The sequence below is a fragment of the Streptomyces sp. NPDC051913 genome, from assembly GCF_044593635.1.
Lineage (GTDB): Bacteria > Actinomycetota > Actinomycetes > Streptomycetales > Streptomycetaceae > Streptomyces.
This window is the reverse complement of the sequence record NZ_JBIUCI010000034.1, coordinates 15,020-41,351: the sequence shown is the minus strand read 5'-3', so window position 1 is coordinate 41,351 and position 26,332 is coordinate 15,020. Positions and strand designations below refer to the sequence as shown.

The following is a 26,332-nucleotide window of genomic DNA, read 5'->3' as shown; positions in this document are numbered from 1 at the left end:
CGCGGAGACCGTCCTGTTCCTCGCCGGTGACGCCAGCAGCTACATGACCGGCGCCGAGATATACGTCGACGGCGGCGCAAGCCAGATCTGACCACGACAGCCTGGTCAGCCGATCAGCCGATCAGCTGATCTCTGTCCTGACATGACCGCAACGGGTGTCCGGCCGGGCCTTGTGAGGCTGGCCGGACGCACCGGCCACCCTTGAAGGGCTCACTCACGATGCGCGACGTAACCGACCTGCTCACCGCCAACCTGCATGACGTCTTCGGCAACCGCGACCCCGCATCCCGCCGCGCAGCCATCGACCGCATCTACACCGAGGACGTCGTCTTCACCGACCCCGAAGGTGTCACCACCGGCCGCGACGCCATCGAGGACAAGGCCGCCGCCCTCCTCGCCAACGCCCCCGCCGACTTCGAGTTCACCGAGGACGGCCGACGCTACGCCGGCGCCGACGCCGCAGCGCTCGCCTGGGCCTTCGGCCCGCCCGGGGCGCCCGCAGTCCGCGGGATCGACATCATCACCATCCGCGACGCGCGGATCGCCACCGTCCTGACCATGTTCACCGTCTGACCGACGCCACGGCATCGCGGGGACGACGATCTCGGCGAGCCGTGGCCAACCTCGGCGTACAGGCCGGGGCTCAGCGCCGGCCGCCGCCGGTTCCCCGCGATGCCCAGCCACAGACCATCCGCCCGCAACTTGCGCAGCGCGGGCCGCACATCCTGATAAGGACCGTCCTCGCAGAACCGCTCCGGCAGGCCAGCGGCGGCCCGCTTCTCGCGCTCGTCGTAGAGATCGAAGCCCGGCCTGAACTCCTGAAAAACCTCACGGTCATCACGGCCCTGCGCGATCACCGCCCCGAACATTGCGTGGAGTGTGTGACGAGGCACCTCCAGCACAGGGGCTCGGCTCGGCCATGAGGTATCCCCCTATCGGAGGCGAGCGCAGCCGGCCGGGAAATTCCAAGGGCAGTGTGAATGCGCTGAGGCAGGACCGCCGGTCAGCGCCGTGGCGCTTGCGGGCCGGCCGCCCGGTCAGCCGAGGTTTCGCTGATCGCCGGGATGTGCGGCCCCTCCGGCAGTCGTTGGGCGAGTACGAAGGACACGACCGAGGCGAGCACCACCAGCGCCACCGTGTCCACGTTGCCCAGCAGGAGTACCACCAGGACGACGCTGCTCACCGGCAGCCGCAGGGCTGCGGTCACTGCGGCCGCCATCCCGACCGCCATGGCCGGTACCAGCCCCAGACCGGGCAGCGGTGCCAGTAGCACTCCGGCAGCACCGCCCAGGAACAGCGAGGGGAAGACGGGGCCACCGCGCAGACTGCCCAGGCACAGGGCGTACGCCAAGCCCTTGAAGGCCAGCACCGCGATGAGGGCACCCACCGGCCAGGCGTGCGGGTCCTGCGCCAGGTGGGACAGGGCGGACTCCCCGGACAGGGCCGCCTCCGCCGGCGAGCGACCTGTGCTGACCGCGTAGAGGGTGATGCAGAGCGCCGCGCCCAGGGCGCAGAGGGTGGTGCCGCGTACCGTCCCGGTCGCCACGAAGCGGGCCGCGAAGCGCCCACCCACGAAGAGCCAGTGGATGAACAGCGCGACAGCGGGCGCCAGCACCGGCACCCAGAGTACGTCGGCCCAGTCCAGCGGCGGCGGCTTGGGCAGGCCGATGTCCAGGCTTCCCGTCGCCAAGCCGGTCCAGCGGACAAACCCCGTGAAGACCAGGTCCCCCACCCCGCTGGCCAGCAGGGCCGGCAGCATCACTGCGAACAGCTGCGGCCCGCCCACCCCGGCCACCTCCATCAGCAGCACCGCGCCCACGATCGGGTTGCCGAACAGCGCCGAGACAGCGGCGGCCGCACCCGCCGCACCGAGCAGCGCGGTGCTCGCCTCGGTCTCCGGGGCGCGGGCCAGGCGCGCGAAGAGCAGAGCCAGTCCGGTGCCCATCGCGATCAGCGGCGCCTCAGGGCCCAGCACGGCGCCGAGCGGCAGAGCCACCAGGGCGGCGATCAGGACACCCGGCAGCGCCTTGCGGGTGATGCCGCCCGCGTGCAGGCCCCCGGCCGGGACATGTCCGCCCCGGCCCTGCAGCCGTGCGGCCACCAGGCCGACGATGAGACCGGCCACCGTCAGCAGGGGCAGTGCCCACCACCAAGGAGCGTGCTCGTGGCCCAGGTGTCTGGGCCAGTCCGTCCAGATCAACCGCTCCAACCGGTTCAGGGCCACGAGGAACCAGAACGCGATCAGCGCGACCGGGATCCCGATGAGCCCGCAGAACACCAAGGCCTTGCGGTACTCCGGTCGGGCCAGCATGGTCCTCAGCAGGTCGGCTTCCGGAGGCTGGCTCCCGGGCGCGGACCCGCTCTCGGACGTCGTTGCGGCGATGGCTCCTCCCGAGTTCGGCATCGCATCCCGTGGCCGCGTCGCTCTGAGCGTCCAACGGCCTGGTTCGGGGTGTGCACGTACACGTCGTCGTCGGCGAGGGCGATGATGCCGCGGAAGAGGTCGAGGACTGCGGCAATGAACAGCAGGATGGCGGCGAACGTCGTCAGTCCATCGGCGGCCGCCCCGGATTCCAAGCGGCGGTGGGCTTTGGTCGTGGCCCTGGCCGGTTCCTCCCTCCGTCGGTGACAAGTCGCACCCAGGGGTGCTTCTTCGAGCATGCGCGGCACCCTGTTACGGGTGATCACCCGTAAGGGGTGAGGCTGGTGAGGCGACAGCACGCGGACGTCGCCTCACGCGGCCTCGGCCGGCAGCTTCCCGGCGCTGACGGCGTCGACGAGGGCCTGATGGTCCCGTTCGTTCTGGTCGGCGTAGCTTTCGGCGAAGGTGACCAGTGCCCGGTCGAAGGACTCCCCGCCGCCCAGATACGCGGCAATGGCGATGCGGTCGCCGGACCGGGCGTGGGCACGGGCCAGCGTCGCACCGCACAGCGCGCCGAACGTGCGCATGCCCCGCGGCACCATGTCCTCGGCCACGGCGACTCCCTTCCAGTCCCGCAATTGGCGTACGTAGAAGTCCCGGCGCCGGCCGTCGAGTCCCTCGACCCGCTCCCAGCCCAGGAAGATGTCGCTGGTGGCCTGCATCAGCCGCTGCCCGGAGACGACCCGCTCCCCCTGCGTCGGGTACGCGGTGCCTCCGACATGGGGCGCCAGCACCGACTCGTCGGCTTCCTTGGCCTGGAGGAACAGCGGGTCCTCGTCACCCCGGCCCAGCAGCAGCACGATCCAGCAGCGGGTACCCACGCTGCCCACCCCGACGACCTTGCGGGCCATGTCGGCCACCCGGTACTGCTCCAGCAGGAAGCGCCGGTCCGACTGCAAGGTCTTGCCGTAGCGCTCGATCAGCCGACTGATCTGCTGTTCCAGTTGACCGCGCTGGTCGTCCGGCAGCAGGTCCTCCAGGCGTGTGATGAGCGGTGAGTCAGGGAGGATACGGCGCTTGCCGTCGACGACACCGGTGAGCTTGTCGAAGACCTGAACGGTGTCGTGCGACCGCGCCTTGGCCGCGGCCTGATCCCAGCGTTTCCGGCCCCTCGCGGACAGGTCCGCCCCGAACTGGTCGCGTACCCATTTCTCGTCGAACTGGGCGTACCAGACGCCCAGGTTGCCGATTCCAGCGAACGCCCGCACGCTCTCGCGATACGACTGCACGGTGGCCCGGACGATCCCGGCCCGCTCCTTGGTGCTGAAGCCGTTCGCCCGGCCGGCGATGACGAGACTGGCCGCCAGGCGCTTGACGTCCCACTCCCAGGGACCCGGCAGGGTCTCGTCGAAGTCGTTGATGTCGAACATGAGGCGCCGCTCGGGCGAGGCCAACAACCGGAAATTCAACATGTGGGCGTCACCGCACAGTTGGGTCCGAAATCCTGTCCTCGGCGTCTCCGCGAGGTCGGACGCCATGATGGCGGCGGCCCCCCGGTAGAACCGGAACGGTGACTCGGACATCCTCCCGTAGCGGATCGGCACGAGCTCGGGCAGCCGCGTCGCCGACTGCTTCTCGATGATCTGCAGCGGATCGGGCCGTTTGGGTCCCGGGGTGAACTCGCCGTGGCTGGAGCGGGGTACGTCGCTGCGTGCCGCCTTACCGAGCGCGGCGCGCTCCTGCGGGGTGCGATGCCGCGCGTCCCGGCCGTCCAGGTGGTTCTCTGTCATGGCGGTGGCTCCAGGGCTAGGGCGCTCAGTGTTGGCTGACGTATAGGGCATCGGCATTGGATTGACCCGATGGGCGCGCATTGCCGAGCACGACATGGATCAGATCCAGACCGACTCCGCCCATCGCGCCCTGTCGATCAGGCGGCCCCCAGAACGAGCGCCGCTCCCAATGTGTCCCGATCCCGCATCAGCCGGCGTTGCAATGAACGAGTGGACCGTTGTCCGCCGTCCCTACCGCCGCGAGTAGGACATGACTCCCGGGAGTGGGGGTCCGATCACGTGGCCAGGAGCCTGCGCTTCTGCTCCTCGAACTCGGCCTGGGTGAGCACGCCTTGGTCCTTCAGCTCGCCGAGCTGCTTCAGCTGCTCGATCTTGCTGGTCATATCGGAGGCGGCCGGAGCCGCCGCCGGTTCGGCGTAGGCCGCAGGCTGGGGCGGGGGCGCCTGGGCTTCCTGCTGGGCCGCCCATCGGCCTTGCTGTCGGCGTGACACACGGTTCGACACGGCCGTCGCCGTTCCGGCGACGACGGCGGTTCGCGCGACACCGCGGAGGAGACCTGGCATGACTGTTTCCCTTCTGCCCGTCATAGGTCGACTCTTCAGTGAGAAGCCTCGGTCGCGTCGAGAGCAGCGACGAGCGCGGGCACCGGGATCCGTCCAGAGGCGACCATCCTGGCCCCGCCGCGGCGCAGGGCTGCGGCGAACGGCGCGGCCCAGCGGTTCTCGTAGAGCAGGATGGCGGCGGAGCTCCCGGGCTCCAGCGCCTCGGCCGCCTCGTCGATGTCGTCCTGGCCCAGGAGCCCTGACGACGCACCCTCGAAGACGGCCAGGTCGAGCTCGCCGTCGCCGGTGAAGTCTGCGATCTCCACGCCAGTCACGGATCCGTCGTCATCCTTCCTGACGAACATCAGGTCCAGGATCCGGATCAGTCCGCGGTCCACGAGATCCACGAGGATGGGCAAGCCCTCGCCCGTCATCCGGTTCCCGGGGAACTCGACGACCAGATAGTCGATCGGACCCAGTTCTTCGAATTCGTCGCTCACGCCGTCACCTCTGGTGCTCGCGGCTGTCGTCCCCCAAAAGCCCCGCACATCGATTGCATCACCGGAACTTGGCCCTCGCACCTCGGTACGTCGTTCACCGGCCGGGGGCTCCCAGCTCGCGGGCTCAGGGATCAGGGCTCAGGGCCGCCCGCCTGTGTCGGCGCCCAGTGCCCTCGAGTCATTCCGGTGCTCAAATGCCGGATGAAGCGGCGTCTGCTGGCGGGTCGTCGGAGGGCGGGCCATACGGTCCGGGTGTGCCCAGGTGGCGGGCCGGCCAGGGTTCGCAGGCGATGACCGCGCCGGCGGTGATGCACAGGGTCACGACCACGCAGAGCGTGATGAGCCAGGACAACAGAGTGAAGACCGCACCCAACGACCCGTACTTCTCCAGGCTGTGGTTGAGGACCCGGGGCACGTACAGCGACGCGGTGGAGGTGAGAACGCTCAGGGCCGTTCCAGTGAGCAGCGCGCCCGGCAGCAGCGGCCGCCACGGCACACGCGCGACCAGCAGCAGATGCTGCGTCCACCACCAGACACCGGTCTCCGCGATCAGCAGCAGTGGCACGCCGAGCCACAGGCCGAGGCCGAAGCCGTTGCGCAGGCTCCCCTGAACGGCGAACATGCCCAACCACGTCGCGAGCCAGGCGATCCATCGCCAGGCAGCCACCCGCGCGCTCGCCCCCGGCAGGCTCCATGCCCGCTGGCACAACCGTTGCATGGCACGGCTGCACGCGGTGGCCGAGAGCAGCACCATCAGCCCACCGACGACGCCGGTGGTCTGCCGCAACTCGTCTGACGGGTCGCCGGTGCCTTGCAGGACCTTGTTCAGCTCGTCGTCCGCACTGCCCGACAGCCCGAAGGCGTCGTGTACGGACGCGACGAACTGGTCACGCAGCCACTGCGGGGCGATGGAGGCCACCACGAACAGCAGGGGCACAGCCGTGAGGAACGTCTGGGCAGCCAGCCGGGTCGCCGAGTCGAACACGTTCACCGAGATCAGCTGCGACAGCAGACGTGTGATCACCGGAAACCGGGTCTCGGCCGCGGTCCGCAGTCCCATCAGCCGGGACCGCATCAAGGCACCCCGCTCCCGCCACGACGCCCGGCGCGGCGGGCGGTCCGGGCCGCCCTCTCCGGTCCTCGTCCCTGTCCTTGGCTGCATGCTGCCAGCGTGCCGCCGTTGCGCCCGCCCGGCCCTCGGCCACGGCACGACGCACCGCCGAACGGGTGAACGGTTCCTCGCACGGCATCCGGCGCCGACAGGCCCCGCCATCGGGGAGTTGTGAGGTGTGGGTCTGGTGGTGAAACTGGGGCCATGAGCGAGAGCCGCCCCGCGACTGGGCGCGCAGGGTCAAGCGGAGGCCGTCATGGTGCTTGACCTGATGCTCATCGGCCTCGCGATCGCCGTGTTCCCGCTGTCGGTGACCGCTTTCGTCCTGGTCCTGTCGGCACGTGGCGGAATCTGGAAGGGCCTGGTCTTCATCCTGGCCTGGTTGGCCTGCTTCGTGGCCGTCCTGGCCGCCGTGCTGCTCAGCACCGGCGGCGAACCTCCCCCTCCCAAGTCCCCACCGTCCACCGCAGCGTCCGCTGCCAAGCTGGCCATCGGCGTGGGGATGGTCGGGTACGGCTGGCACCGGCACCGGTCACGGCACAGGAACCGCGAGCGGACCGGCCACCGGCACACGTCCTCCGGCGGGCTGATGGCGCGAGTCGACCGGCTCTCCCTCTGGACCGCGGCGGGGCTGGGTCCCCTGCTCCAGCCGTGGGGGCTCGTGGCAGCCGGCGCGGCGACGGTGGTCAGCGCCGACCTGTCCCACGCCTCCTCCTACCTGGCCCTGTTCGGGTACTGCCTCCTTGCCACAAGCAGCCTGCTGGCGATGGAGGTCTACACGACGTTCGCTCCGGACTCCGCGCGGCTGCGCCTGGGGAAGCTGCGTACCTGGATCGAGACCCATCAGGAGCAGGCGCTTGTGTCCGTGGCACTGGTGGCCGGGCTGTTCCTGGTGAGCAGAAGCATCGCCCAGTTGACATCCTGAGCCTTCTCGACCGCGCAGATACCGAAAGCGAACAGCACCATCACAGCGCCGCAGCCTCAGCGAAACGGACGCGTCCGGCCCCACGCCGATGTTCTGACACGCATTCGGCGCACAACACGGAGGTTGCCGCACTGGAAGGGGGTCGCCGTGTCCAGCGGGCGTAATCCTCGAAAGCCTGCTCCCTGGCTCGGGTGGCATGCCCCGCCGCGCTGGTCTGGGCGTCGTCGCCGGTGACCGCGCCTGGGCGGCAGCAACTGGCCAGTCCTGGAATCGTGCTGCCCGCGCCCTCCCCGGCGGTGGGAGCAGCGTGGCTGTGGCGGCGGAGGCTGCGGGTCACAAGGGGATGACGACCAGGGCGATGTCGTCGGTATTCCCCTCAGCCGGCAAGAGGTCGGCGAGGAGAGCGTCGGCCAGTGCCTCGGGGTCAGTGAGGCGGTGGCGGGTGAGGGAGTCGGTGAGGCGCGTCAGGCCGGTGTCGATGTCCTCGGCGCGGCGTTCGATCAGGCCGTCGGTGTACAGGACGAGGGTGGCGCCGTCGGTCAAGGGAGTGGTGGCCTCGGGGCGCGGGACATGTTCGGGGCGGGCTCCGAGCGGCGGGTCGGTGGCCTGGTCGAGGAAGGTCACGGTGCCGTCGGGATGGAGCAGGGCGGGTGGTGGATGGCCGGCGCTGCTGTAGGTGATGGTGCTGTCGTCCCAGTCGAGGAAAACCTTCACCGCGGTGGTCGACTCGGCGCCGTTGACGGAACGGGCGTACAGCCCAAGGACTTCCAGGGCCTGGGCCGGGCCGTCGGCGACGCGGGCGGCCGCGCTCAGTGCGCTGCGCAGCAGGCCCATGACGCAGGCAGCCTTGAGGCCGTGGCCGACGACGTCGCCGACCGCGATGGCCAGGCGATGACCCGGCAGGTCGACCAGGTCGTACCAGTCGCCGCACACGTTCAGGGCACTGACGGCGGGCCGGTAGCGCACGGCCGCCCGGTGCTGCCCGAGGGGGACGGGGGCGGGCATCATCGCTTCCTGCAGAGCCAGAGCGACCTCGCGTTCATGTGAGTGGGCCCTGCGGAGGCGTTCGTTGACTTCCTGCAGTTCACGGGAGCGGGTGTAGAGCTCGGCTTCCAGCACACGGGCCTGGCGGTCGCTGCTTCCTTCGCCGCCGCGGGCGCGGATCAGTTCGGTGACTTCCTCCACCCTGTGCACGAGGAGTACCACGCGCCCGTCGGGCCCGAGCACCGGTGCGTTGACAGGGCTCCAGAAATGCTCGTCCCAATGGCCGGGGCGCTGGGGATCCTCGATGTCGTACCGGATGATCGCCATGGTGTCGCGTTCGCCGGTGGCCACCGCACGCAGCATCGAGGACCGGGTCTCCCGCATGCCCGCGGCGGCCGGGTCATTCGGGTTCTCGGGGAAGACCTCGAAGATGTACCGGCCCAGCAGCTGCTCGCGGGTGCGCCCGGCCAGCCGCTCGAAGTCCTCGTTGACATCGACGTACACGAGGTCGGGCGACAGCAACGCCACCATGCCGGGCAGGGCATGGAAGACCTCCGCGTAATCGATCTGCGGTTCCCTCATGTGCAACCTGCCTCGACACCGACGGTGATTGGTGATGTGCGACGACGGGGGTGCGCGGGATCGAGCGCGACGGCCTCGGATCCGAGTTCCCGGGCTCGGTCCGCGAGGCGGAACGTGCCCACCCTTCCGCCGCCCGACTGTTGGTTCATGATGCGGAACAGCCGCGTGAGCGGTTGTGCGGGCCGCTCCTGCGGCGCCCGGAGTCGGGCGTGGGTGGTGAGTGCGAGACGTCCCGTCCACATCCCCAGGCCCACGGGGCGAGGGCGACCAGGACAGGCCACAGCAGGCCGACCGCTACGAAGTGCACGCGGACGGCAACAGGCAGCACCCCGCCGAACGAGGTGGCGAGCGTCCTGGGCAGGCCACGGTGGGAGAGCACCCACCCCAACGCCGCCGCGGTTCCGGCGGGCCCCGCCCACCGACGCCGAACAGCACGGTGCTCTTGACACCGGCGCCCGCGACAATGAACACGCCGACGGCCGCCCCCGCGACGAGCGCCAGGCGCGCTGTCCGTGTCCGCACGGTCCCTCTGTCTCGCACAAGGCCCATCACACCTGTCTGAACCACGACCGTGCATCACCTGCCTCGGGTGATACCGCGAGAGGCGAGGGATGTGACGATGCGAAGAAAGAGGTCCGGTCATGGCCGCGACGAACCACGCTTCCCTCACTCCGTGCGAACGTGCGGCGCGTGGCATAGGAGTCCGGGCCCGTAGGCCGCGCTCCAGCCATGCCCTCTTCGACCCGGATGAGAAGCGGCCCGATCCGGTTTACGTGATCGAAGCGCAGTCCTCCACCCGCGTGCCGGAGCTGGTACCGATCCGGTACGGCCGGATGCTCGAGTCCCCGTTCCGTTTCTACCGGGGTGCGGCCGCGATCATGGCCTGCGCACTCGGCACCGCTCCCCACACGGGACTGCGCGTTCAGCTCTGTGGCGACGCGCATCTGCTGAACTTCCGCCTTCTCGCCTCCCCCGAACGCCACCTCGTCTTCGACATCAACGACTTCGACGAGACCCTGCCAGGACCCGTTCGAGTGGGACGTCTAGCGGCTCGCCGAGAGTCTGGTGATCGCCGGCCGCGCCAACGCGTTCTCAGCCGCGGAATGCGACGAGATCGTCCAGGCAGTGCGCGGACGCGCCGTACGACCTGCAGGAACGCCGCACCGTACCGGGGGATCCTGTACGGCGGCAGCAGGCGACGGCCGAGGAAACGGAGGGAACCTCGTGATCGTCGCCCTGCTCGCCGTCCTCGGCGTGGATCTGCTGGCCCTGGCGGGACTCCGGGTGGCACGTTGCGCTCGTCGTCGCCGGGTCACCCACCGGCCCGGGGCCTTCGTCGGGGCCGCCCGCGCGGTCGAGGGCGAGACACACGGTCTCAACCGGCGGTAATGGCCGGGATACGGCCGCCCAGAGTTCGCCATGGCCCGCTGTGAACCGGCGGGCCGCTGCCGCAAAACGCGATCGTCCCGGTCGACGCCGTCCATGCCACGCCCCCCGCGATGCCCACCGCACGGCCCGAGTTGGGCTACACCGGCAGCGCCAATCTCCTGGTCCGCTACCTCAACCAGGGACGCGCCGAGGGCGCTCGTCCGGTGCTCACTCCACGCCGAGCCGCCCGGATCCTACTCACCCACCCCGAGAACCTGCGGCCGAAGGACACAGCGCTGCTGGAGAAAATCGCTGCAGCCTGCCCGGAGATGACTGACCTCGCCGATCTCGTGCGTGGCTTCGCCGCCTTGTTGAAACCAGTCGAAGGCAACGACGTGAGACTCACCGAGTGGATCACCGCGACCCGCACTGTCGTGCTACCTCACCTGCGCAGCTTCGCCAACGGCCTCGAAATCGACCGGCCCGCGGTGAACGCCGGACTCACCTTGCCCTTCCATAACGGCCGCACCGAAGGCGTCAACACCCGCACGAAGCGAAGCATGAGGCAGATGCACGGACGCGCCGGATTCGATCTCCTCCGCCACCGCATCCTCCTGCCCTGACCACCCAACGTCACCACCGACTACGGGACAGACCCGAACGTCTTCCAGTCCCATGATCGTGGGATCCGCCGTTGGATTTACACTCCCGCTGGCTCAGGTAGTGGCGTCCGGTCCGGTCGGACCGACCGTTCCTGCTGCTCTCGTCGTGGGGCGTTCCGTCGTGTCCTGGTGCGTGACTGCGTCACCGGTGAGGGACGTTGCCGTGAAGTACTCGAGCGTACCGGTGATGCTGAGAAGACGGTTGAGCGGCGCAGGCCGTTCGTCCAGATGCAGACGTACCCGTGCCGCGGTGGCACGGCGGCCGATCATCAACAGAATCGACAGTCCTGTGGAGTCGACGATGCCGATTCCCGCACAGTGCAGGTGCAGGTCTTGGAGACCCGGCCGGGCCGAAAGCTGGGCAGTGGCCTGCTGCAGAAGGAGATCGGCGGTGTCGTAGTCGAGATCTCCGGTGATTTCTATGCGGACCGTGTCCTCGGTGTCATCGATGGTCAGGTGGAGTGCGGGAGGCAGGATGGTCATGCTGGCGTTCCGGCTGCGGTGTGGTGGGTGGTGAGGGCTTGGATGCCGTGCTGGAGGATGCGCGCGGCCCGGGGGAAGTCTTTGAGCTCGCGGGCGAGGAGGTTCAGGGCCGGTGGTAGGGACTGCGTGGGCACTTTCCTCGCCTGGAGAATCCGAGCGGTCCAAGTGATGAACCCGGTGAAGAGGTCTTCGTCGCCGATGTAGAGGGCGGCGGCCAGGAACTCCACGATGTGAGCGAGGTCTTCCGCCGTGCGCTCGCGCTGCATGTCGTCGTAGGCGTGCATGGCTGGGAACGCGTCCTGGAGGCCGAGGAGGACGGTCCGTACCAGGGAGGCGTTGCTGCGGGCGACCAACGTGTATTCCTGGTCGGCCAGGTGCGGCAGGTCGTCCACTTGCTGATGGTCAGTCCGAGGGCGCGGCAGGGGTGCCCTGGCGAGCCGGTCGGCGGCGGCGTGCGCGTCGGGGGCCCACGCCTGGGCACCGAGCAATTGTGCGTAGCGGCCGTCGGGTCCGAACGCGGCTCCGCCGACCAGGACAGGGACTCCGATGGCCTGGCAGGCGGTCATTGCCGCATGAGCGGCGGGGAGCCTGGTGGGAATGGAGCTGGACAGCGCAACCGCGTCGGCCTTCGTGGTGTGCAGGTGGGCGATGAGGTGCGGTGCGGGTACCTGCGCTCCGAGGTAGTCGACCTGCCAGCCGCGCAGCCTCAGCACCTCGGCCAGCAGCCGAGCGGGCAGCGCGTGCCATTCACCGTCCACGCACGCCACCGTGATACGGCCTCGGCTGGGCGTTCGGCGGGTGGTGGGATGCAGGACGAGTGCGGTCACGGCGCGTTCGTTGATGGCCGTCATGGCGTGTTCCTGCGCGACGCTGATGTGGTTCGCGGCCCATTCCTCACCGACTCTGACCTGAACCTTCGCGATCACGTCCAGGAGGACGGACTCGGGATCCAGGCCCTCGTCCAGGGCGCGAAGGACGACGTCGGTGGCGGCCTGCTCATCTCTGGCCGCTGCGGCGTCCCACAGCTGGCCTGCTGCTTCGCGGGTGTGAGTGGGCGTGGGGAAGCGGTGCGAAGTGCTTGTGCTCATGCCGTGTACCTGCCCCGGGTGTGGCCGTCCACCGCGCTGAGATGGTGGGTGCGTGGTGCGCAGATCGCGACGACGGCCATGTCGTCATGGCCTCGGTTGCCCAGCCACTGGGAGACGAGCATCTGGACATGTTCCACGATGCCCTCCGCCGGCATACCGGCGCACTCGGCCAGGGCACGCTGAAGGCGTTCCTCACCGAAGAACGCGTCGCCCAGCGGGCCGCCCCTGGCATCGGTGATTCCATCGGTGTAGAGCACGCAGGACTCACCAGGGGCGAGCGTAACGGTCGCGGTGCGGGCCCCGACGTCTGGCAGGGCGCCGATGAGGGTGCCGCGGGTGTCGGCTTCCTCAACCGTTCCGTTCGCGCGGATGATCAGAGGATGCGGATGGCCGGCGCTGGTCAACCGCACACACACGCCGTTGGCCTTGCGGGCTGCGGAGGCCAGGACCAGCGTCGCGAACCGGGTGTGATGCGAGTTGAGCAGCGCGGTGTTCAGCAGACTGAGCATCCGCTCGTGATCGTCGGCCAGGGGCAGCAGAGCATGCAGCGTGTTGCGGATCTTGCCCGTGAGGACTGCGGCCTCCAGACCCTTGCCGCACACATCACCCAGCGCCACCAGCGAGGCTTCCCCCTCGGCGGTGCCGGGGTGCACATCGTAGAAGTCCCCGCCGACCCGCTCGTGATCCGCCGACGGGCGGTAGCTGCCGGCGAAGTCCACACCGGAGATCTGGTGCAGCACCGGGGGCAGCAGATCCCGCATAAGGACCTCGCTGATGGCTGTCTGCTCCGCGTACAGGCGAGCCGCTGACATCGCCGCTCCGGCACGTGCGGCGAAAAGGCGGGCGAAGACCTCTTCTTCATCGGTGAAGGCGGCTCTGCCCTCCTTGCGCAGCAGGACCAGCGCACCGGCAGGAACGCCGTGGCCGGGCAACGGAGTGATGACTATCGCCCCGATGGGACCGAAGCCCTCAGGAGTCATCCAGTGCGGCGCCGCGGAGGCATCGATCCATCGGGAAGGAACCGGAGGGAACCCACGCAGAGCCTCACCCAGACCGGGAACCTCGTCAGGATCGATCGCTTCCTGAGACGCGACAGGGGTGCCACCACGCAAGCAGGACACCACGGGCAACCGGCGACCACGGGACGGTGCGATCACCAGGGCCGCATCGGCCAGGTGATCGGACGCCATCTGCGCGGTCACGTCCATGCACCGTCCCAGATTCAGCGAGGACAGCAGTGCACTGGACGCCGCCGCGAGAAACGCCGTCTGCTCCCGCTCCATACGCAGGGCCTCACGGGCCAGTTGATGGTCGGTGTCGTCCACCAGCCACCACGCCACCGTGCCGTCGTCCCGCACGCTGGAGTGCGCCTCGAAACGCCGTCCTGCGATCACGCCGGACAGCGGCGCCTTCGGCTCATGCACGCCCCGCAGGCCAGCAAGGCACGTTGAGCGGTGGGCCGCGGCGAGCCAGGCCGGAACCACATCGGCAAGATGCGTTCCGGGGCACGCTGCGGGCAGCGCCACTCGAGCGGCTTCGTTGCGCTTTGTGAGCGTGCCCGCCGCATCAGCGACCAGCACCGGGTAAGGGGCACTGCCCCACGGGAAGTCTGGTTCCGCGCCCGCCTGCGCCTGAGTAGCAACCAAATACTGAGGACCCGCTGCGCGAGTCCCTCACCTCTCCAACCCCAGAGAAATTATTGCCGTCAGGCAACGATCTCTCGCGAATGCCCGTCTGGCAAGCCGCTTCCCGCAACACCTCCCATCTGCCCAAATGTGAAGGTTCAGTGTGCACATTTTTCAAGAACAACTCGCCCAGTGCGATTCGAGCGAGAGACACAGCGGGGCACCCGCCACCCACCCCCCTACGATCTTCACAACGCTGTAGATTCTGCAGCGAAGCAGATGGGTCCCCCACCAGCGCGCCGCACCCACAGCGGCCTGGAATTCACTCTTCGGTGTGAGACAAGAGCGCTCTCGCTCACAGGGATCGGATCAGGCCGACAAGCGACGCCACTGCGCGGCAACACATCCACGCCGACAGAAGCAGGCGCGCGGGCCACACCGTGCCCACAGCGCCCGGGATCAACCCCATCGAACTGTCGCCATGAATACCGGGCAACGTCGCGCAACCGATTAGGCAGCGCGCGACGGCCGGTCACGGAGATGCCCAGGCGCACGCGGCAGAGCATGACAGCCGAAACAGCAACAGCCCTATATTCCTGTTCAACGCCCGATCCTCGACCTCATCGTGCGAACATCACTGCTCGGCGGACGCTCCCGATCGGCCAACTGCATGCACAGCACGCTCGTGACCAGTTGCGACACGCCCATGGCCAGCAGACCGCCGGATGCCGCCCGGCCGCGCCATCTACCACGACAGGCGTCACCACCGCTGCGCCGGACCACAGCTAGCGCGCTCTGCGCGACATCTTCGACCGCCTACCACTCCCGGTACCCCACGGGCGGAGTGCAAGCCGCAAACAGACTCATCACCTGATCAGGTGCCGATCCGTCGCCTCCATCCCCCTCTGTCACATCCACTGCCTGTGGATACCGCGGCACCTGGTCGTGGCCAGAAGCCAACGGCCGCACTGACGAGCAGTACGGGCAACAGCGCGGCCTGGCCCTGCGATCACAGGAGCCCAAGCAAGGCGCGCATCCCTGCCGCACCGCCATTACAGTGAAAGGAGCACCTCTGCCGGGTCTGCGGCACCTCGTTGCCGCAGCCGGACCGCAGTTGGAACTGTGCGGAGGTGCACCGTGCACGACCTCGTCCCCCCTCGCCGTCTTTGGAGCGATCGCGGATGGATGCGTGACGCCGCCTGTCTGGACGAAGATCCCGAGCTGTTCTTTCCCCTCACGGAGCTGGACAGCAACCCTCAAGTCGATCAAGCCCGGGCGGTCTGCCGTCGTTGCGCGGCCCTGCTCGACTGCCGCTTCTGGGCCATCGAGAACGGGGAGGACGCCGGCATCTGGGGCGCCACCACAGCGGCTCAGCGGCGCGCCATCCGCCGCGCACTGCTCAACGAGCGAGGACCGGATACGGACTAGCCCCCTTCGCGCCGATCGGCGGCCTTCTGCTCGGTGGGATCTTCGGGCTCACGGCGCTGTGCGAGAGACATCGCCAGCGCCGTCTGTAACGGCTGGGGCTGTGGGACGGCTCGTGAGAGAACCATCCCAGACATGACGGTCACAACCTGCAGCTCGAGTCGTCGCCAACTCAGCCGGCGAGCGGCCGTCGTCCCGGACAAGGGGCGCGGGGGAACCTCGCTGAGGAGCCGATCGAAGGCCCTACAGGACGCCGCGGCGGCTACCTCACCTGAGGCTCCAGCAGTTCCAGCGCCTCCGGCGCATGCAGACCGCCAGTGGCAGGACCACCGGGTGTGGAGCGTGCACCACGGCCTGACGGGCCCGGAGCGCAAGGCCCTGGACGACGTACCGTCCATGACGCAGGAGGCGCTGGTACTCCTGTCGGGTCTGACCTCAAGGATCGGCCTGCGCGACCCCCAACCAGCAATGGGCACTGGGCAGCTGGTTCATGGACTCTCTGGGCCGCACGCTGGCGTGGAGCCGGAGGGGCCGACGTCTGTGGGGCCACGGGAAAACGGTGGGAACTGAGGTGGAACAGCTTCCCCTTCCATGAGGACGTCGCCATAGCGCTGACCGATCCGCAGGCCGGGATCGCCGGCGCCCAAGCCGTGCCGGCGCGCCATGGCTGGGATGTGCGACTCGGCGATGCGGTACTGGCCCTGCGATCCGAAACAGGCTGACCTTCAGCACATTGGGATCACCATCAGGCCGGCGGCGAAGGGCTACTGAACAAGTGTCCAACACCCGCGCTTGATGCTCGCCCTGTTCGGCTGAGCGCGGGATGGTGTGGGCGTGCCGGGGTGCGTGCAGCCCGGCGTGGGCAGATCGGCGCCTAGCCTTCGAGTCATGTCTTCTCGTACGGGGCCTGACGACGGTCCGCCTACCCAACGTCCCTCACAAGGCGATGGGGGCGGCGAGGGTGCACGGCGCTGGCTCAGTCCGAGGATCCTCGCCCTGGTGGGCGCCGTGGTGACGGCCGTGGTCGTGACTGCAGTAACCACTCCGGTTGAGCAGTGGGTGAAAGACCTCTTCGGCATCGGTGATCCGCCGCCGACCACCTTGCAACTCGTGCCACGCGAAGTCATCTACCAGGACCCGACCCAGGGTTGGATCGCACCCGGTAAGTCGCTGCCGTCCGCCGACCGGGACGAGATCAGCAAGGTTCTCCGCGAATGGCAGAGAACCGGCGAAGCCGTCCCGGCCCTGCGTCAGGTGATCACTTTCAGTCTTCAGAGCTCGACGCCCGCGACAGTCAACATCGACGGGCTGGAGATCGAGAAGGAGTGTCAGGATGCCTTGGCCGGCCCATACTTCCACTACTTCGGCGGAGGGCTGGTGACGTCCAAGCTGATCACGGTCGATCTCGACTCCCCGGTCGCCTACATCGTGCCCGCGGATGGTGACCTGGGAGACGACCCGGAACGGAGCCCGGTTACGGCGTTCCCGTTCGGGGTCACCGACAAAGAGATGTCACGTTTCACGCTCATCGTGAAAGCCAGGGAACGGGACTGCCGCTGGAAGGGCCTCCTGAAATGGTCAGCAGACGGGCAAGAGGGGACCACGGAGATCAGCAATCACGGAAAGATGCTGCGCCTGACGGGTACCTCGGCAATGACGGCCGACGTGCGGTACTGAGACCGTCGACGACCGTTCGAAGGCATGCTGTAACTCCGTGAAACCTCAGATTCCCTCGCGCCCGAGACGGACAGGAATGTCGAAGAGACTGCCCATAGAGTGGGCCCGGGAGCAGCTTCGGCATGAGCTGAGCCCTGGACAACAACCTCTCGCCGAACTGGGCGTGGACGAGGTGTGGCTGAGATTCGTGCGCTTTGGCTCGCAACGCTTCGATGCAGCGAACACTCCCGGCGCGGATGCCTGCTCTGCCAGATCGGAACCCACGCCTTCGATGGGCAACCCGCCTTCACCCAGGACTTTGCCCGGCAGTTCGAGGTCAACGATGCCTCAGGCGAGCACGACCATTACATCCAGCTCCACTGCGAACTCCATGACGAACCCGTCCCGCAACTTTCGGGCACTGTGGGCACTTTGAGTCCTGGTTCTTCCACGACACGGACGAGGAACTCGACAGCTGGGCCGACGACCTCAGACTTCACGAATTCTGGACGCCCGTCCGCAACTTCCATCCCACGGACATCACCGAGCGAACATTCGGCTGACTAATGACGTTGGGCGAGTTCCTTGCTGGTGATGCCCGCGTTTAGGCGCAACTCGCCAACCTAGCTGGCGACCACCTCGCCGATGTCGCCGACGCCACCGAGCAAGGCATCCAACGTATCAACCACAATCCACAACTGCCATGGTCATTTCTCGCCCACGCCGGCCTGACCATCCACCCAGCACACCCACCGAACTTACGAAAGGATCAGTAAGGTGCTGACCGGGCGATCACGTGTCCATCGTCGCGCGGAGCCCAGGCCGTTTCCTGGACGAGGTGACCTCCGTGGACCGTCACCGCACGGCAGTGGCCCGCGGATTGACCTCACAGCGAGCGATCTCGTCCACGGGGCCCGCGCTGGCAACGGCCAAGCCGGTCACGCACTTCCTCGCTGGTCTTGATGCTGGTCGGCTTGATCATGGAGCTGGCTGTATCGCCGGTGGATGGACCGGGGACGTCCGTCGCTTTATCCCCATCCCTTGAAGTCAAACGTGAGCGCTGCGTACCCGCGGTGACGCCAGTTCTCTGGTGTATCCGGCGGGCATCTGCTCCTTGACCGTGCCCCACGCGCCCGTGACGATCATCGCCGCCAGCCGGTCCGAGTTCGCTGCCGGGGGCCGGTAAGAGCTGACCGATCAGGGGCGCTCCGTCCGACGGGAAAGCGACGCGCTCGATCTGAATCAAACTATAGCGGGTGTCCATGAGGGTGCTTCGGGATTGCGAGTCAGGGGTACGAATAATTTAAGGTTAATACCATTTACCGCGACTCGCCAGGCGAGGTTCGGCAGGTCTGGCGCGAGGCGGTTCAGGTTGCAGTGATGGCGATGGCTACGAGGGGGCGCTGACGCCGTAGAGCGCGATCGAGAAGGCCGACCAGGCGGTACATGACGAAACGCCGTTTCATCAGATTCTGGACGCGGGAGGTCTGGGGGCCGTCCAGCAGTTGGGCGGTGGAGCTGACGGTGGGCGCGCCCTGCGGGATCGCGCCGCTCATCGTGCACGGCGCGATGGTGACCTGTGAGCTGTTGCGGATGCGTTTGACCTTGCCGGTGGTCGGGTCCGTCAGCACGTAGACGGTGCCGTTGTCGACAAGGGTGCCGACAGGTGTGGCGACGGGGTTTCCGTTCTTTCGGAAGGTGGTCAGCAGAACGTGCTTGCTGCCGGCGATGTGAGGCAGGGCCTCGGTATAGGACTTCTGGGTAGTGGACATGGTCTTTCCTCCGGTGTCACTGGGGGCCGCATCGGGCGGCGAGTGCACGGGCGGTACGGGCCGCCTGCTCCTCGACCCAGGCCCTGGAGTTGCGGGCGCCGGGCAGGAGTTGCTCCTGATGGAACAAGGCCAGGCCTTGGGCGGCCGCGGCTACCTGGACCAGCAGGTCCAGCCCTTCTTCCAGGTCTCCAGTGATCTGGCTGGTCACGGGTGTCAGGTCGTCATGCAGGACGGCTCCCGCCGCGGCGAGCTCGGGATGGTGTTCCTTGTTGAGGCCGGCGAGGAACGTGATGGCAAACAGGGCCCTTTCCTCGGCGGCGAACCGAACGTAAGCAGCGGCGAAGGCGGCCAGCTGCTCGGCGGGATCCGCGTGATCGGCCAGCGCCGCCCGGTAGCGCCGCCGCTGCTCCTCGTATCCCCTCAGAGCCAGGGAGGCCAGAAGGGCATCACGGTCGGCGAAGTGTTTGTAGGGCGCGGAGACGCTGACGCCGGCCCTGCGGCATGCCTCGGCGAGGGTGAATCCGTGCGGCCCCTTCTCGTCGACGAGGGCCAGCGCGGCCTGCTCGAGCGCATTGCGCAGGTCTCCGTGGTGGACGCCGCTCGGGCGTGCTCGCTTGACTGCCATACCCCAAAGGTTAACATGATTTACCATGAGGTGAATGGTATTAACCATGTGAATGGTGCGTCGACCGCCAATGCCTCCCTACACACCGTGAATCCTTGGAGGGATCAAAGCATGCGCCAGCGCTGGAGCACCGACGACATACCCGACCAGCAAGGCCGCACCGCGGTCATCACCGGAGCCAACACCGGGATCGGATTCGAAACCGCGAAAGCCCTGGCCGTGCGCGGGGCAGCGGTGACGCTCGCGGTACGGGACCCTGCCCAAGGCAAACGAGCCGCTGAGGCGATCACCGCTACCGAGCCCACTGCCCAGGTTCGCGTCCAGCACCTCGATCTGAGCTCCCTCGCCTCGATCCGCTCGGCAACAGCAGAAATCCGCACCGAGCACCCACGTATCGATCTGCTGATCAATAACGCCGGCGTGATGTACACCCCGCGCCGGACCATCACAGCGGACGGCTTCGAGCTGCAGATGGGCACCAACCACCTCGGCCACTTCGCCCTGACCGCACTGCTGTGGGACCTGCTGCCCCCTGATCCCGCGTCACGAGTGGTCACCGTCAGCAGCGCCGGCCACCGCATGGGCGGCCCCATCGATGTCGACGACCTCGACTGGCAGCGACGCACCTACAACAAGACCGCTGCGTACGGGCACTCCAAGCTGGCCAACCTATTGTTCACCTATGAGCTCCACCGCCGCGTGGGCAACGGCGGACCACTCGCATTGGCCGCACACCCCGGTGGCGCCGACACCACCGGTTCGCGCCAGGCAATGGCACACAACTCCCTGCTCACCCGCACCGCGTTCGCCGCCATCCGCCCCCTGCTCCTGCAGTCGCCGGTGATGGGCGCCCTACCGGTTCTGCGTGCCGCCACCGACCCTCAAGCCCGCGGCGGGCAGTACTACGGCCCTCGAGGATTCCAGCAGAGCAAGGGACACCCCATCGCGGTTCAGTCCAGCGCCGCCTCCCACGACCCCGAGCTCCAGCGCCGCCTCTGGAACCTCTCTGAGCAACTAACCGGTACTTCGATCCCCGCGTGACAACGGATCAACTCGGCAACAGAAGCAATCGCCCCTCAGCGCCTGCTCCCACGTCCGGAATGCCGAAAACGCAACAGACATGAACTCATTGGCGCGAAAGCCCCTCAAGTTCCGGATCGATCTCCCTCAGGAACCCGCCTTGTGCGGCGCTGCAGGGGTGAAGCCTCCGACCGTCCCATTGGGCCCGTTGCGTGGGCCACCCTGGAGGTTGTCTCGTAACTGGTGCTGTTGATGCGTTGGCTGGGCATGGGTGGGGTGATCTCAGCGGATGATCTGAAACGGATGGAGCCGTTCTCCGCGCTGACCGAGGTGCAGTTCGCCAGGCTGGTGGCGTTGGTACGGCGTCGTGGCGGCGACGTTCAGCGGGGCCGGCCTTGGCGACTGCCGTTGCAGGAGCGGTGTTGCTGGTGGCGACGTACTGGCGAACCAATCTCACGTTGCGGCAGGTGGCACCGCTGTTCGGGGTCTCGACGTCTGCTGCCGCCGCATCCTCGATCACCTCGCACCGCTGCTGGCCATCTCCCCGGCCCGCCGGCCGCGCAAGGACACCGTCTGCAACGTCGACGGCACCCTGGCGCCCAACCGCGACCGGAGCATCGCCGCCTCCAGCAAGAACTACCGGTACTCGACCAACCTGCAGGTCGTCATCGACGCCAACAGCCGCCTGGTCGTGGCGATCGGTCTCCCGCTGCCCGGCAGTCGCGACGACTGCAGGGCCTTCACCGAGTCCGGTGTCGACCGGGGCTGCCGCGGGCCCCAGTCATCGCCGACAGCGACTACCAGGGAACCGGCCTGCTCATTCCGCACCGCAGACGCTGTAGCCAGACGCACCTCAGCCCGCAGCAGGAGGCCGCGCTCATCCTGGTCTCGCCCATTTCGGCCAGATGGACGTTCCAAGATAGTGACAACTTCGGTTCGCTGAGCCGACACTTGGCCTGTGACGGACTGGATCGCGAACGGGATCACCATCGCCTTCGGACTCACCAGCGTAGGGTTCGGGATCCGGGAAGTGCGCAAGGACAAGGCGCAGGTTCGCCGATTCCCGGACCAGGCGGATCCTGGCGTCGGCCCGTACCCGACGTGGCCGAGCCAAGCTCCGGCAGACGCCCGGCCGCAGTACCCCACCGCCTCCGCCTATCCGTCCTATCCGCAGTTGCCCCCTCCCGCATACTCACAGCCGGGCCACTCGGCGACCCCGCCGCGGTGGATCGTGGATCCGCCACCGCGATGGGTCACGGACTGGTGGGTGGGGGCCCTGTCCATGGCCATCGCCATAACGGTGATCATGTGGGTGACCAGTCAATTCGCGCAGACTCCCATCGGTCAGGGCCTCGCTACGGGCGGTCTTTTCGCCATCGTCCTAGTCAGCTGGCTGATCCGCAGAGCGGGCGATGCCTGGCCGTCCTACAAGCTCACGGGAATTCTGCTCGTCCTCATCCAAATGTGCGGCGTGAACGCGATCATGGCCGTGCCGCTGCCGTCGGCCCTGCACGTGCCGCAGCTCATCGTCGCCGCCGCCGTGTCCTCGCTCTTACTCGCCTGGCTGGTGACCTCATGGCGGCTTCTCGAGTGACTGCCAATCACCGCCGAGCTCGGCCTGTCGACCTGCAGCGTCAGGATTGAACGAGCTTCTTGAGGCAGTGGGTACAGCCACAGAGGGTCATAGGCTCCTCCCATGCCGACTGACGGTCCCTTTCTTGGTGGTGGAACAAGGCGTTGCCTCCGCCGGCTTCCGGTGATCGCGAGGCGGTCGGCGACCAGATACCTGGCCGCTCCCTCGATCGCACGGCTGCCGATCGGCCAGCCCTTGGCGAAGGCCTGGTCGTAGTGAAGAGACGGCATGTTGCTCAGGTAGCGGACGCACCTGTCGACGCCGGTGCATTGCTCGCCGGTCAGGTGGCACTCGTCGGCCTCGGCGTTCAGGGCGATGACGGCGTCGTCGGTGGCCCCGTTTAGGAGGCGGGCGGCGTGGGCGGCGACCCATTCTTCGGCGTCAGGATCGGTGGAGGCGTAGAAGCAGCGGGCCGCGGACCAGAGCTTTGCCAGGACGTGCACGATGCCCAGGACAATGTGGATCCCTACGTCGCGGCGGGCGGCTTCGGCCTGGATCAGGTCGAGTTGGTGGCGGGCGCCGTCGACCAGGACGATCCTGTCGCGGAGGTGTTCAGAGTCGCGGGCTTCGGCCTGGGCGAAGGTGGAGGCGATGACCTGGGCGGAGTCCTGTTCGACGGAGCCGGTGAGCCACTTGTGCTTGGCCCGAGGTCCTGGCCGAGGCCAGCAGTTGCCGGTGCCGCCGCCGGGCGGGGCGATCACGTCGTGCGGGCGGCGGACGGCCGGGGGCGGTGTCGTAGACGCAGGCCAGCGTCGCCATCCGTTTCCGGTTCGCCTTCTCGCCACTTGACAGCCGGGTGCGAAAGACGTGTTGGGCCCATTGGGCGGCGCGGGCGGTCTCCTCGCGCAGATGCTCTGGCCTCATGACGATGCCCTTGCCGTCCGCGGAGAGAACCAGCAGCGTCGACGCGCAAGTGGGCAGCTGACCAGTGGGCGTGGCCTGGTCGGCGGGCTGGTCCAACTGCTGCTGCCGGCGCCACTGTTCGTTGCCGCGTACTCGATCCGCTGGGTGAACTTCTTCGGCACGTGCCGAGCAGCTTTCTGCTCACCGCCGTCTGCCGTCTGCCTGTTTGAGTCCCAGCCGGCGATGTAGCGCCTCCGGATCGGTTCGTCGCGCCGTGGCGTAGGCGTCCTCGAAGAACGGGAAGACCACGCTGCCGCGCCGGGCACGCTCGGCTTGGATGTACGGCTCCAGGACTTCCCAAGTCCGCATCAGGCGATGGTGCGACAGGCTGATGAGGATCTCGGAGTTGACGATGCCGAAGCGCATCATGATGGAGATGGCTTCGAAGACAAACGCGACGTTCCACGCCCGGTACTTGGCCTCATCCGGCAGAAGGTCGATACCTTGGTCAGGACTGTGCTGCGAGGTCAGCTCGAACAGGACCCAGCGCTGATCCTTTTGGAACTCAGGGTCGCGAATGTGGGTCAACAGCACTTCCGTCGTCATGGCCAGATCACTGTCGGCGCCGGCCCGTCTGATCTGCTGGCTGACCCCCCACGTGGATGCCGCCAAGGCCATCACCGACATCACGAGCGAGATGATGTTGAATACCATGAGCCGCATCCCCCCGACACACCTTACGGACCCCGCGTTCTTCGGTAATACCCCGGCGAGCAGATCCTCAGAGCCCCGGAGCAATCTCACGATTACGACCACCTGCGCCGATGGCTCCGCAGGCGCGGCATCCGCCCCCGCATCGCCCGCAAGGGCATCGAGTCCTCACTGCGGCTCGGCCGCCACCGATGGGTCGTCGAGAGAACCGAGTCCTGGCTCGCCGGCTGCCGCCGACTCCACCGCCGCTACGAGCGCAAGGCCGAACACTTCCTCGCCTTCGTCGGCATAGCCGCAGCCCTGATCGCCTATCGCAGACTGGCCAGGGAGAAGGCCTGACGATGCTGCCTGTCACACCCGTCCGTCATGCTCTGCGACATGAACGAGGACGTTTTTTGGCAGCTCATCCATGAGTGCAGCCCTTCAACCCCTGACCCTGACGGCCATCAGCTCGCCGCTTCTCTGGCAGCCCGCCTAGCAAAGGGACCCGTGTTTGACGTGGTCGGCTTCGCCGAGCAGCTCTCCTGGGCACTGTACAGACTGGACCGTCAGGAATATGGCGATGATCTGTCGAGCGATCAGTTCCTCTACACCAGGGCTGCGGTCGTCGCAGCTGGCCGGGAGGAGTACGAGAGCGTACTTCGGGACCCACAGCGGTTCATGCCCTACGCCAGCGACCTCGTCTGGGCCGAGGCACTGCTCTACGTACCCAACAACGCATACGAGCACCTCACCGGAGACGAGTGGGACCGCAGTACCCAGTACAGCTACGAGTCCTACTCCAATCGTGCCGGGTGGACGGAGCTATAGACGCCGACGATCCGTTCCTCACCATCAGAAACGACGTCTTGGGCCGGGGGCGAAGCGAATCTTGCGGTTGCGACGCGGAGCGTCGCGGCCTCATTGCGGCGGAGCCGGACCCTGCTTCGTCACGGTGACGGATCGTTCACACGCCTCCGGTCACGACGTGGGTTCGACGTGCCTACGGTGATCGTCATACAGCTGCGGTACGCCTTCAGGTCATTGGCATGCTCCAGTACAAGGCGCAACGGTACGGCCGCACCCTGGTCACGATCGGCCGGTTCACACCGACCTCCCAGACCTGCTCCACCTGCGGCGCCGTGGACGGACCCAAACCCCTCAACGTCCGGGAATGGACCTGCAGCGCAGTGCGAAGAAGCCGGAAGCCACGGATTCCCGACCGGACACCGCGCCGCGTAGCGACACGGCAGCCAGTCAAGGAGGGCCAGAATCCTCGCCCTTCAGAGCGAGGAGCATGTCAAAGCCCCACGTCCCTCCGTCGGATGTCCTCCAGGGACTCCCGGCGGACCAAGACGCGGGCGAGGCCCTCGCGTACGGCGGCCACCGGCGGGCGGCCGACCAGGTTGTAGCCGGAGGCCATGGACAGGTGGTAGGCGCCGGCCACGGGTACGGCCAGGAGGTCTCCGGGGCGTACGTCGGCGGGGAGTTCGACGTCGGCGGCCAGGACGTCGCCCGCCTCACAGTGCCGGCCGACGACGGTCACCCGGGCCGGGGCCGCGGTGCTGTGGCGGCCGACCAGGCGGGGTGCGTAGCGGACGCCGTACAGGGCAGGGCGCGGGTTGTCGCTCATGCCGCCGTCCACGGCGACGTAGGTGTGCGAGCCGGTGCGCTTGACGGACAGGACATGGTAGAGCGCGACGCCCGCCGGACCTGCGATCGCCCGCCCTGGTTCGATGATCAGTCGGGGGACGGCGAGTCCGGCCGCGGCGCACGCGTCGGTGAGTTCGGCGCGGACCTCGCGCGCCAAGGATGTCAGGTCCAGGGCGGGTTCGCCGGGCCGGTAGGCGATGCCGTGGCCGCCTCCGAGGTCGAGTTCAGGCAGGGTCAGGCCATGCTGCTCGTGGAGGCGTGCCATCAGGCCCACCATGCGGCGGACGGCGACGAGGTACGGCTTGACGCTGGTGATCTGTGAGCCCAAGTGGCAGTGCAGGCCGGTGAGTTCGAGCTGCGGCTGATCGAGTATGCGGGCGATGGCGTGCTGGGCGTAGCCGTCGGCGATGGAGAGGCCGAACTTCTGCTCGTCGGTGCCGGTGCGGATCTTCTCGTGGCCGCCGGCGCTGATGCCGGGTACGACCCGGACCATGACCTTCTGGTGGCCGCCAGGCCCGACCGCCGCGGCCAGCCGCGCGATCTCGGACGGGCTGTCGATGACGATCCGCCCTACGCCGAGACGCAGGGCGGCCTCCAGGTCGTGCGGGGACTTGGCGTTGCCGTGGAGGGTGATGCGGTCCGGCGGGAAGCCGGTGGTGACGGCGAGTTCCAGTTCACCGGCGGAGCAGACGTCGAGGCCGAGGCCCTCCTCCTCGACCCAGTGGGCCATGGCCCGGCACAGGAACGCCTTGGCGGCGTAGAGGACTTCGGCGTCCGGGAAGGCGTCGCGGTAGGTGCGGCATCGGTCGCGGACCTCGGCCTCGTCGAGGACGTAGACGGGGGTGCCGAAGCGGTCGGCGATCGCCGCCAGCAGCACGCCGCCCACCGCGAGGTGGCCGTGCCGGGGTTCGGTGGTGGAGGCGGGCCACACCGACAGTTCGGCGGACGCGGCAGCTTCGGTGGTGGCGGCGGTTTCGTGAACCGTGGTCATCG

22 protein-coding genes and 6 pseudogenes are annotated in these 26,332 nt (G+C 67.9%); 13 read left to right on the top strand and 15 right to left on the bottom strand.

Annotated elements, in window-relative coordinates; translation table 11 throughout:
- The first annotated feature begins 13 nt into the window (after nucleotides 1–13).
- Nucleotides 14–91, top strand: a complete 78-nt coding sequence (locus ACIHIX_RS46765; protein WP_399950088.1) for a hypothetical protein — start codon at nucleotides 14–16, stop codon at nucleotides 89–91.
- Between the two features lie 128 nt (nucleotides 92–219).
- The gene (locus ACIHIX_RS46760) at nucleotides 220–573 is read left to right on the top strand and encodes a nuclear transport factor 2 family protein (protein WP_399966776.1); all 354 of its coding nucleotides are present in this window, start codon (nucleotides 220–222) and stop codon (nucleotides 571–573) included.
- A gap of 86 nt (nucleotides 574–659) precedes the next feature.
- Here the strand turns inward: ACIHIX_RS46760 and ACIHIX_RS46755 are convergent.
- The 6 genes and pseudogenes from ACIHIX_RS46755 to ACIHIX_RS46730 all read right to left on the bottom strand — a co-directional run.
- Nucleotides 660–899 (bottom strand): annotated as a pseudogene (locus ACIHIX_RS46755) (haloacid dehalogenase); the annotation flags it as partial.
- Between the two features lie 104 nt (nucleotides 900–1,003).
- Nucleotides 1,004–2,311: a chloride channel protein gene (locus tag ACIHIX_RS46750; RefSeq protein WP_399966775.1), complete on the bottom strand. Its 1,308-nt coding sequence runs from the start codon at nucleotides 2,309–2,311 to the stop codon at nucleotides 1,004–1,006.
- Nucleotides 2,312–2,733: 422 nt separating this feature from the next.
- Entirely contained in the window at nucleotides 2,734–4,152 is a 1,419-nt protein-coding gene (locus tag ACIHIX_RS46745; protein ID WP_399966774.1) for a DUF2252 domain-containing protein, read from the bottom strand.
- A gap of 275 nt (nucleotides 4,153–4,427) precedes the next feature.
- On the bottom strand, nucleotides 4,428–4,715 hold the full coding sequence (locus ACIHIX_RS46740; RefSeq protein WP_399966773.1) for an SHOCT domain-containing protein: 288 nt from the start codon (nucleotides 4,713–4,715) through the stop codon (nucleotides 4,428–4,430).
- Between the two features lie 35 nt (nucleotides 4,716–4,750).
- Nucleotides 4,751–5,194: a DUF6325 family protein gene (locus ACIHIX_RS46735; RefSeq protein ID WP_399966772.1), complete on the bottom strand. Its 444-nt coding sequence runs from the start codon at nucleotides 5,192–5,194 to the stop codon at nucleotides 4,751–4,753.
- Between the two features lie 190 nt (nucleotides 5,195–5,384).
- Nucleotides 5,385–6,269, bottom strand: coding sequence for a YhjD/YihY/BrkB family envelope integrity protein (locus tag ACIHIX_RS46730; protein ID WP_399966771.1), 885 nt, complete (start codon nucleotides 6,267–6,269; stop codon nucleotides 5,385–5,387).
- Nucleotides 6,270–6,561: 292 nt separating this feature from the next.
- On the opposite strand from ACIHIX_RS46730, the gene ACIHIX_RS46725 reads away from it, so the two are divergent.
- Complete coding sequence (locus ACIHIX_RS46725; RefSeq protein ID WP_399966770.1) at nucleotides 6,562–7,230, top strand: GAP family protein; 669 nt, start codon at nucleotides 6,562–6,564, stop codon at nucleotides 7,228–7,230.
- Nucleotides 7,231–7,563: 333 nt separating this feature from the next.
- On the opposite strand, the gene ACIHIX_RS46720 is transcribed toward ACIHIX_RS46725, so the two are convergent.
- Nucleotides 7,564–8,796, bottom strand: coding sequence for a PP2C family protein-serine/threonine phosphatase (locus ACIHIX_RS46720; protein ID WP_399966769.1), 1,233 nt, complete (start codon nucleotides 8,794–8,796; stop codon nucleotides 7,564–7,566).
- 641 nt (nucleotides 8,797–9,437) lie between these two features.
- Between ACIHIX_RS46720 and ACIHIX_RS46715 the strand changes: the two are divergent.
- From ACIHIX_RS46715 to ACIHIX_RS46705, 3 genes and pseudogenes are all read left to right on the top strand, one after another.
- A pseudogene (locus tag ACIHIX_RS46715) lies at nucleotides 9,438–9,921 on the top strand (DUF2252 family protein); the annotation flags it as partial.
- A 99-nt stretch (nucleotides 9,922–10,020) separates the two neighbouring features.
- The gene (locus ACIHIX_RS46710; RefSeq protein ID WP_399966779.1) at nucleotides 10,021–10,185 is read left to right on the top strand and encodes a hypothetical protein; all 165 of its coding nucleotides are present in this window, start codon (nucleotides 10,021–10,023) and stop codon (nucleotides 10,183–10,185) included.
- Nucleotides 10,186–10,319: 134 nt separating this feature from the next.
- Nucleotides 10,320–10,787, top strand: a pseudogene (locus ACIHIX_RS46705) (transposase); the annotation flags it as partial.
- 93 nt (nucleotides 10,788–10,880) lie between these two features.
- Here the strand turns inward: ACIHIX_RS46705 and ACIHIX_RS46700 are convergent.
- From ACIHIX_RS46700 to ACIHIX_RS46690, 3 genes are read right to left on the bottom strand one after another with little or no spacing between them, the layout of a single operon-like run.
- Nucleotides 10,881–11,309: an STAS domain-containing protein gene (locus tag ACIHIX_RS46700; protein ID WP_399966768.1), complete on the bottom strand. Its 429-nt coding sequence runs from the start codon at nucleotides 11,307–11,309 to the stop codon at nucleotides 10,881–10,883.
- Nucleotides 11,306–12,397 carry a B12-binding domain-containing protein gene (locus ACIHIX_RS46695; RefSeq protein WP_399966767.1) on the bottom strand — a complete coding sequence of 364 codons (1,092 nt, stop codon included), beginning with the start codon at nucleotides 12,395–12,397 and terminating at the stop codon, nucleotides 11,306–11,308. Before ACIHIX_RS46695 ends, ACIHIX_RS46700 begins: the two co-directional genes overlap by 4 nt.
- The gene (locus ACIHIX_RS46690; RefSeq protein WP_399966766.1) at nucleotides 12,394–13,977 is read right to left on the bottom strand and encodes a PP2C family protein-serine/threonine phosphatase; all 1,584 of its coding nucleotides are present in this window, start codon (nucleotides 13,975–13,977) and stop codon (nucleotides 12,394–12,396) included. The genes ACIHIX_RS46695 and ACIHIX_RS46690 overlap by 4 nt, the downstream gene beginning before the upstream one ends.
- Before the next feature lie 1,230 nt (nucleotides 13,978–15,207).
- Here ACIHIX_RS46690 and ACIHIX_RS46685 point away from each other — a divergent pair.
- Complete coding sequence (locus ACIHIX_RS46685; RefSeq protein ID WP_399966765.1) at nucleotides 15,208–15,450, top strand: WhiB family transcriptional regulator; 243 nt, start codon at nucleotides 15,208–15,210, stop codon at nucleotides 15,448–15,450.
- A gap of 996 nt (nucleotides 15,451–16,446) precedes the next feature.
- Nucleotides 16,447–17,124, top strand: coding sequence for a hypothetical protein (locus tag ACIHIX_RS46680; RefSeq protein WP_399966764.1), 678 nt, complete (start codon nucleotides 16,447–16,449; stop codon nucleotides 17,122–17,124).
- Between the two features lie 1,346 nt (nucleotides 17,125–18,470).
- Here the strand turns inward: ACIHIX_RS46680 and ACIHIX_RS46675 are convergent.
- Complete coding sequence (locus ACIHIX_RS46675) at nucleotides 18,471–18,875, bottom strand: PPOX class F420-dependent oxidoreductase (protein ID WP_399966763.1); 405 nt, start codon at nucleotides 18,873–18,875, stop codon at nucleotides 18,471–18,473.
- Nucleotides 18,876–18,891: 16 nt separating this feature from the next.
- Nucleotides 18,892–19,500, bottom strand: a complete 609-nt coding sequence (locus tag ACIHIX_RS46670) for a TetR/AcrR family transcriptional regulator (RefSeq protein ID WP_399966762.1) — start codon at nucleotides 19,498–19,500, stop codon at nucleotides 18,892–18,894.
- 111 nt (nucleotides 19,501–19,611) lie between these two features.
- Between ACIHIX_RS46670 and ACIHIX_RS46665 the strand changes: the two genes are divergently transcribed.
- Together ACIHIX_RS46665 and ACIHIX_RS46660 are read left to right on the top strand one after the other, a co-directional pair.
- Entirely contained in the window at nucleotides 19,612–20,541 is a 930-nt protein-coding gene (locus ACIHIX_RS46665; RefSeq protein ID WP_399966761.1) for an oxidoreductase, read from the top strand.
- 246 nt (nucleotides 20,542–20,787) lie between these two features.
- Nucleotides 20,788–21,393 (top strand): annotated as a pseudogene (locus ACIHIX_RS46660) (transposase family protein); the annotation flags it as partial.
- A gap of 552 nt (nucleotides 21,394–21,945) precedes the next feature.
- Here the strand turns inward: ACIHIX_RS46660 and ACIHIX_RS46655 are convergent.
- The gene (locus ACIHIX_RS46655; protein WP_399966778.1) at nucleotides 21,946–22,854 is read right to left on the bottom strand and encodes a hypothetical protein; all 909 of its coding nucleotides are present in this window, start codon (nucleotides 22,852–22,854) and stop codon (nucleotides 21,946–21,948) included.
- Between the two features lie 343 nt (nucleotides 22,855–23,197).
- Nucleotides 23,198–23,710 carry a hypothetical protein gene (locus ACIHIX_RS46650; RefSeq protein ID WP_399966760.1) on the bottom strand — a complete coding sequence of 171 codons (513 nt, stop codon included), beginning with the start codon at nucleotides 23,708–23,710 and terminating at the stop codon, nucleotides 23,198–23,200.
- A 90-nt stretch (nucleotides 23,711–23,800) separates the two neighbouring features.
- On the opposite strand from ACIHIX_RS46650, the pseudogene ACIHIX_RS46645 reads away from it, so the two are divergent.
- From ACIHIX_RS46645 to ACIHIX_RS46635, 3 genes and pseudogenes are all read left to right on the top strand, one after another.
- A pseudogene (locus ACIHIX_RS46645) lies at nucleotides 23,801–24,046 on the top strand (transposase); the annotation flags it as partial.
- Nucleotides 24,047–24,085: 39 nt separating this feature from the next.
- The gene (locus ACIHIX_RS46640; protein WP_399966759.1) at nucleotides 24,086–24,517 is read left to right on the top strand and encodes a DUF4240 domain-containing protein; all 432 of its coding nucleotides are present in this window, start codon (nucleotides 24,086–24,088) and stop codon (nucleotides 24,515–24,517) included.
- A 212-nt stretch (nucleotides 24,518–24,729) separates the two neighbouring features.
- A pseudogene (locus tag ACIHIX_RS46635) lies at nucleotides 24,730–24,876 on the top strand (zinc ribbon domain-containing protein); the annotation flags it as partial.
- A gap of 110 nt (nucleotides 24,877–24,986) precedes the next feature.
- Here ACIHIX_RS46635 and lysA read toward each other — a convergent pair.
- Complete coding sequence (gene lysA / locus ACIHIX_RS46630) at nucleotides 24,987–26,330, bottom strand: diaminopimelate decarboxylase (RefSeq protein WP_399966758.1); 1,344 nt, start codon at nucleotides 26,328–26,330, stop codon at nucleotides 24,987–24,989.
- Nucleotides 26,331–26,332: the final 2 nt, after the last annotated feature.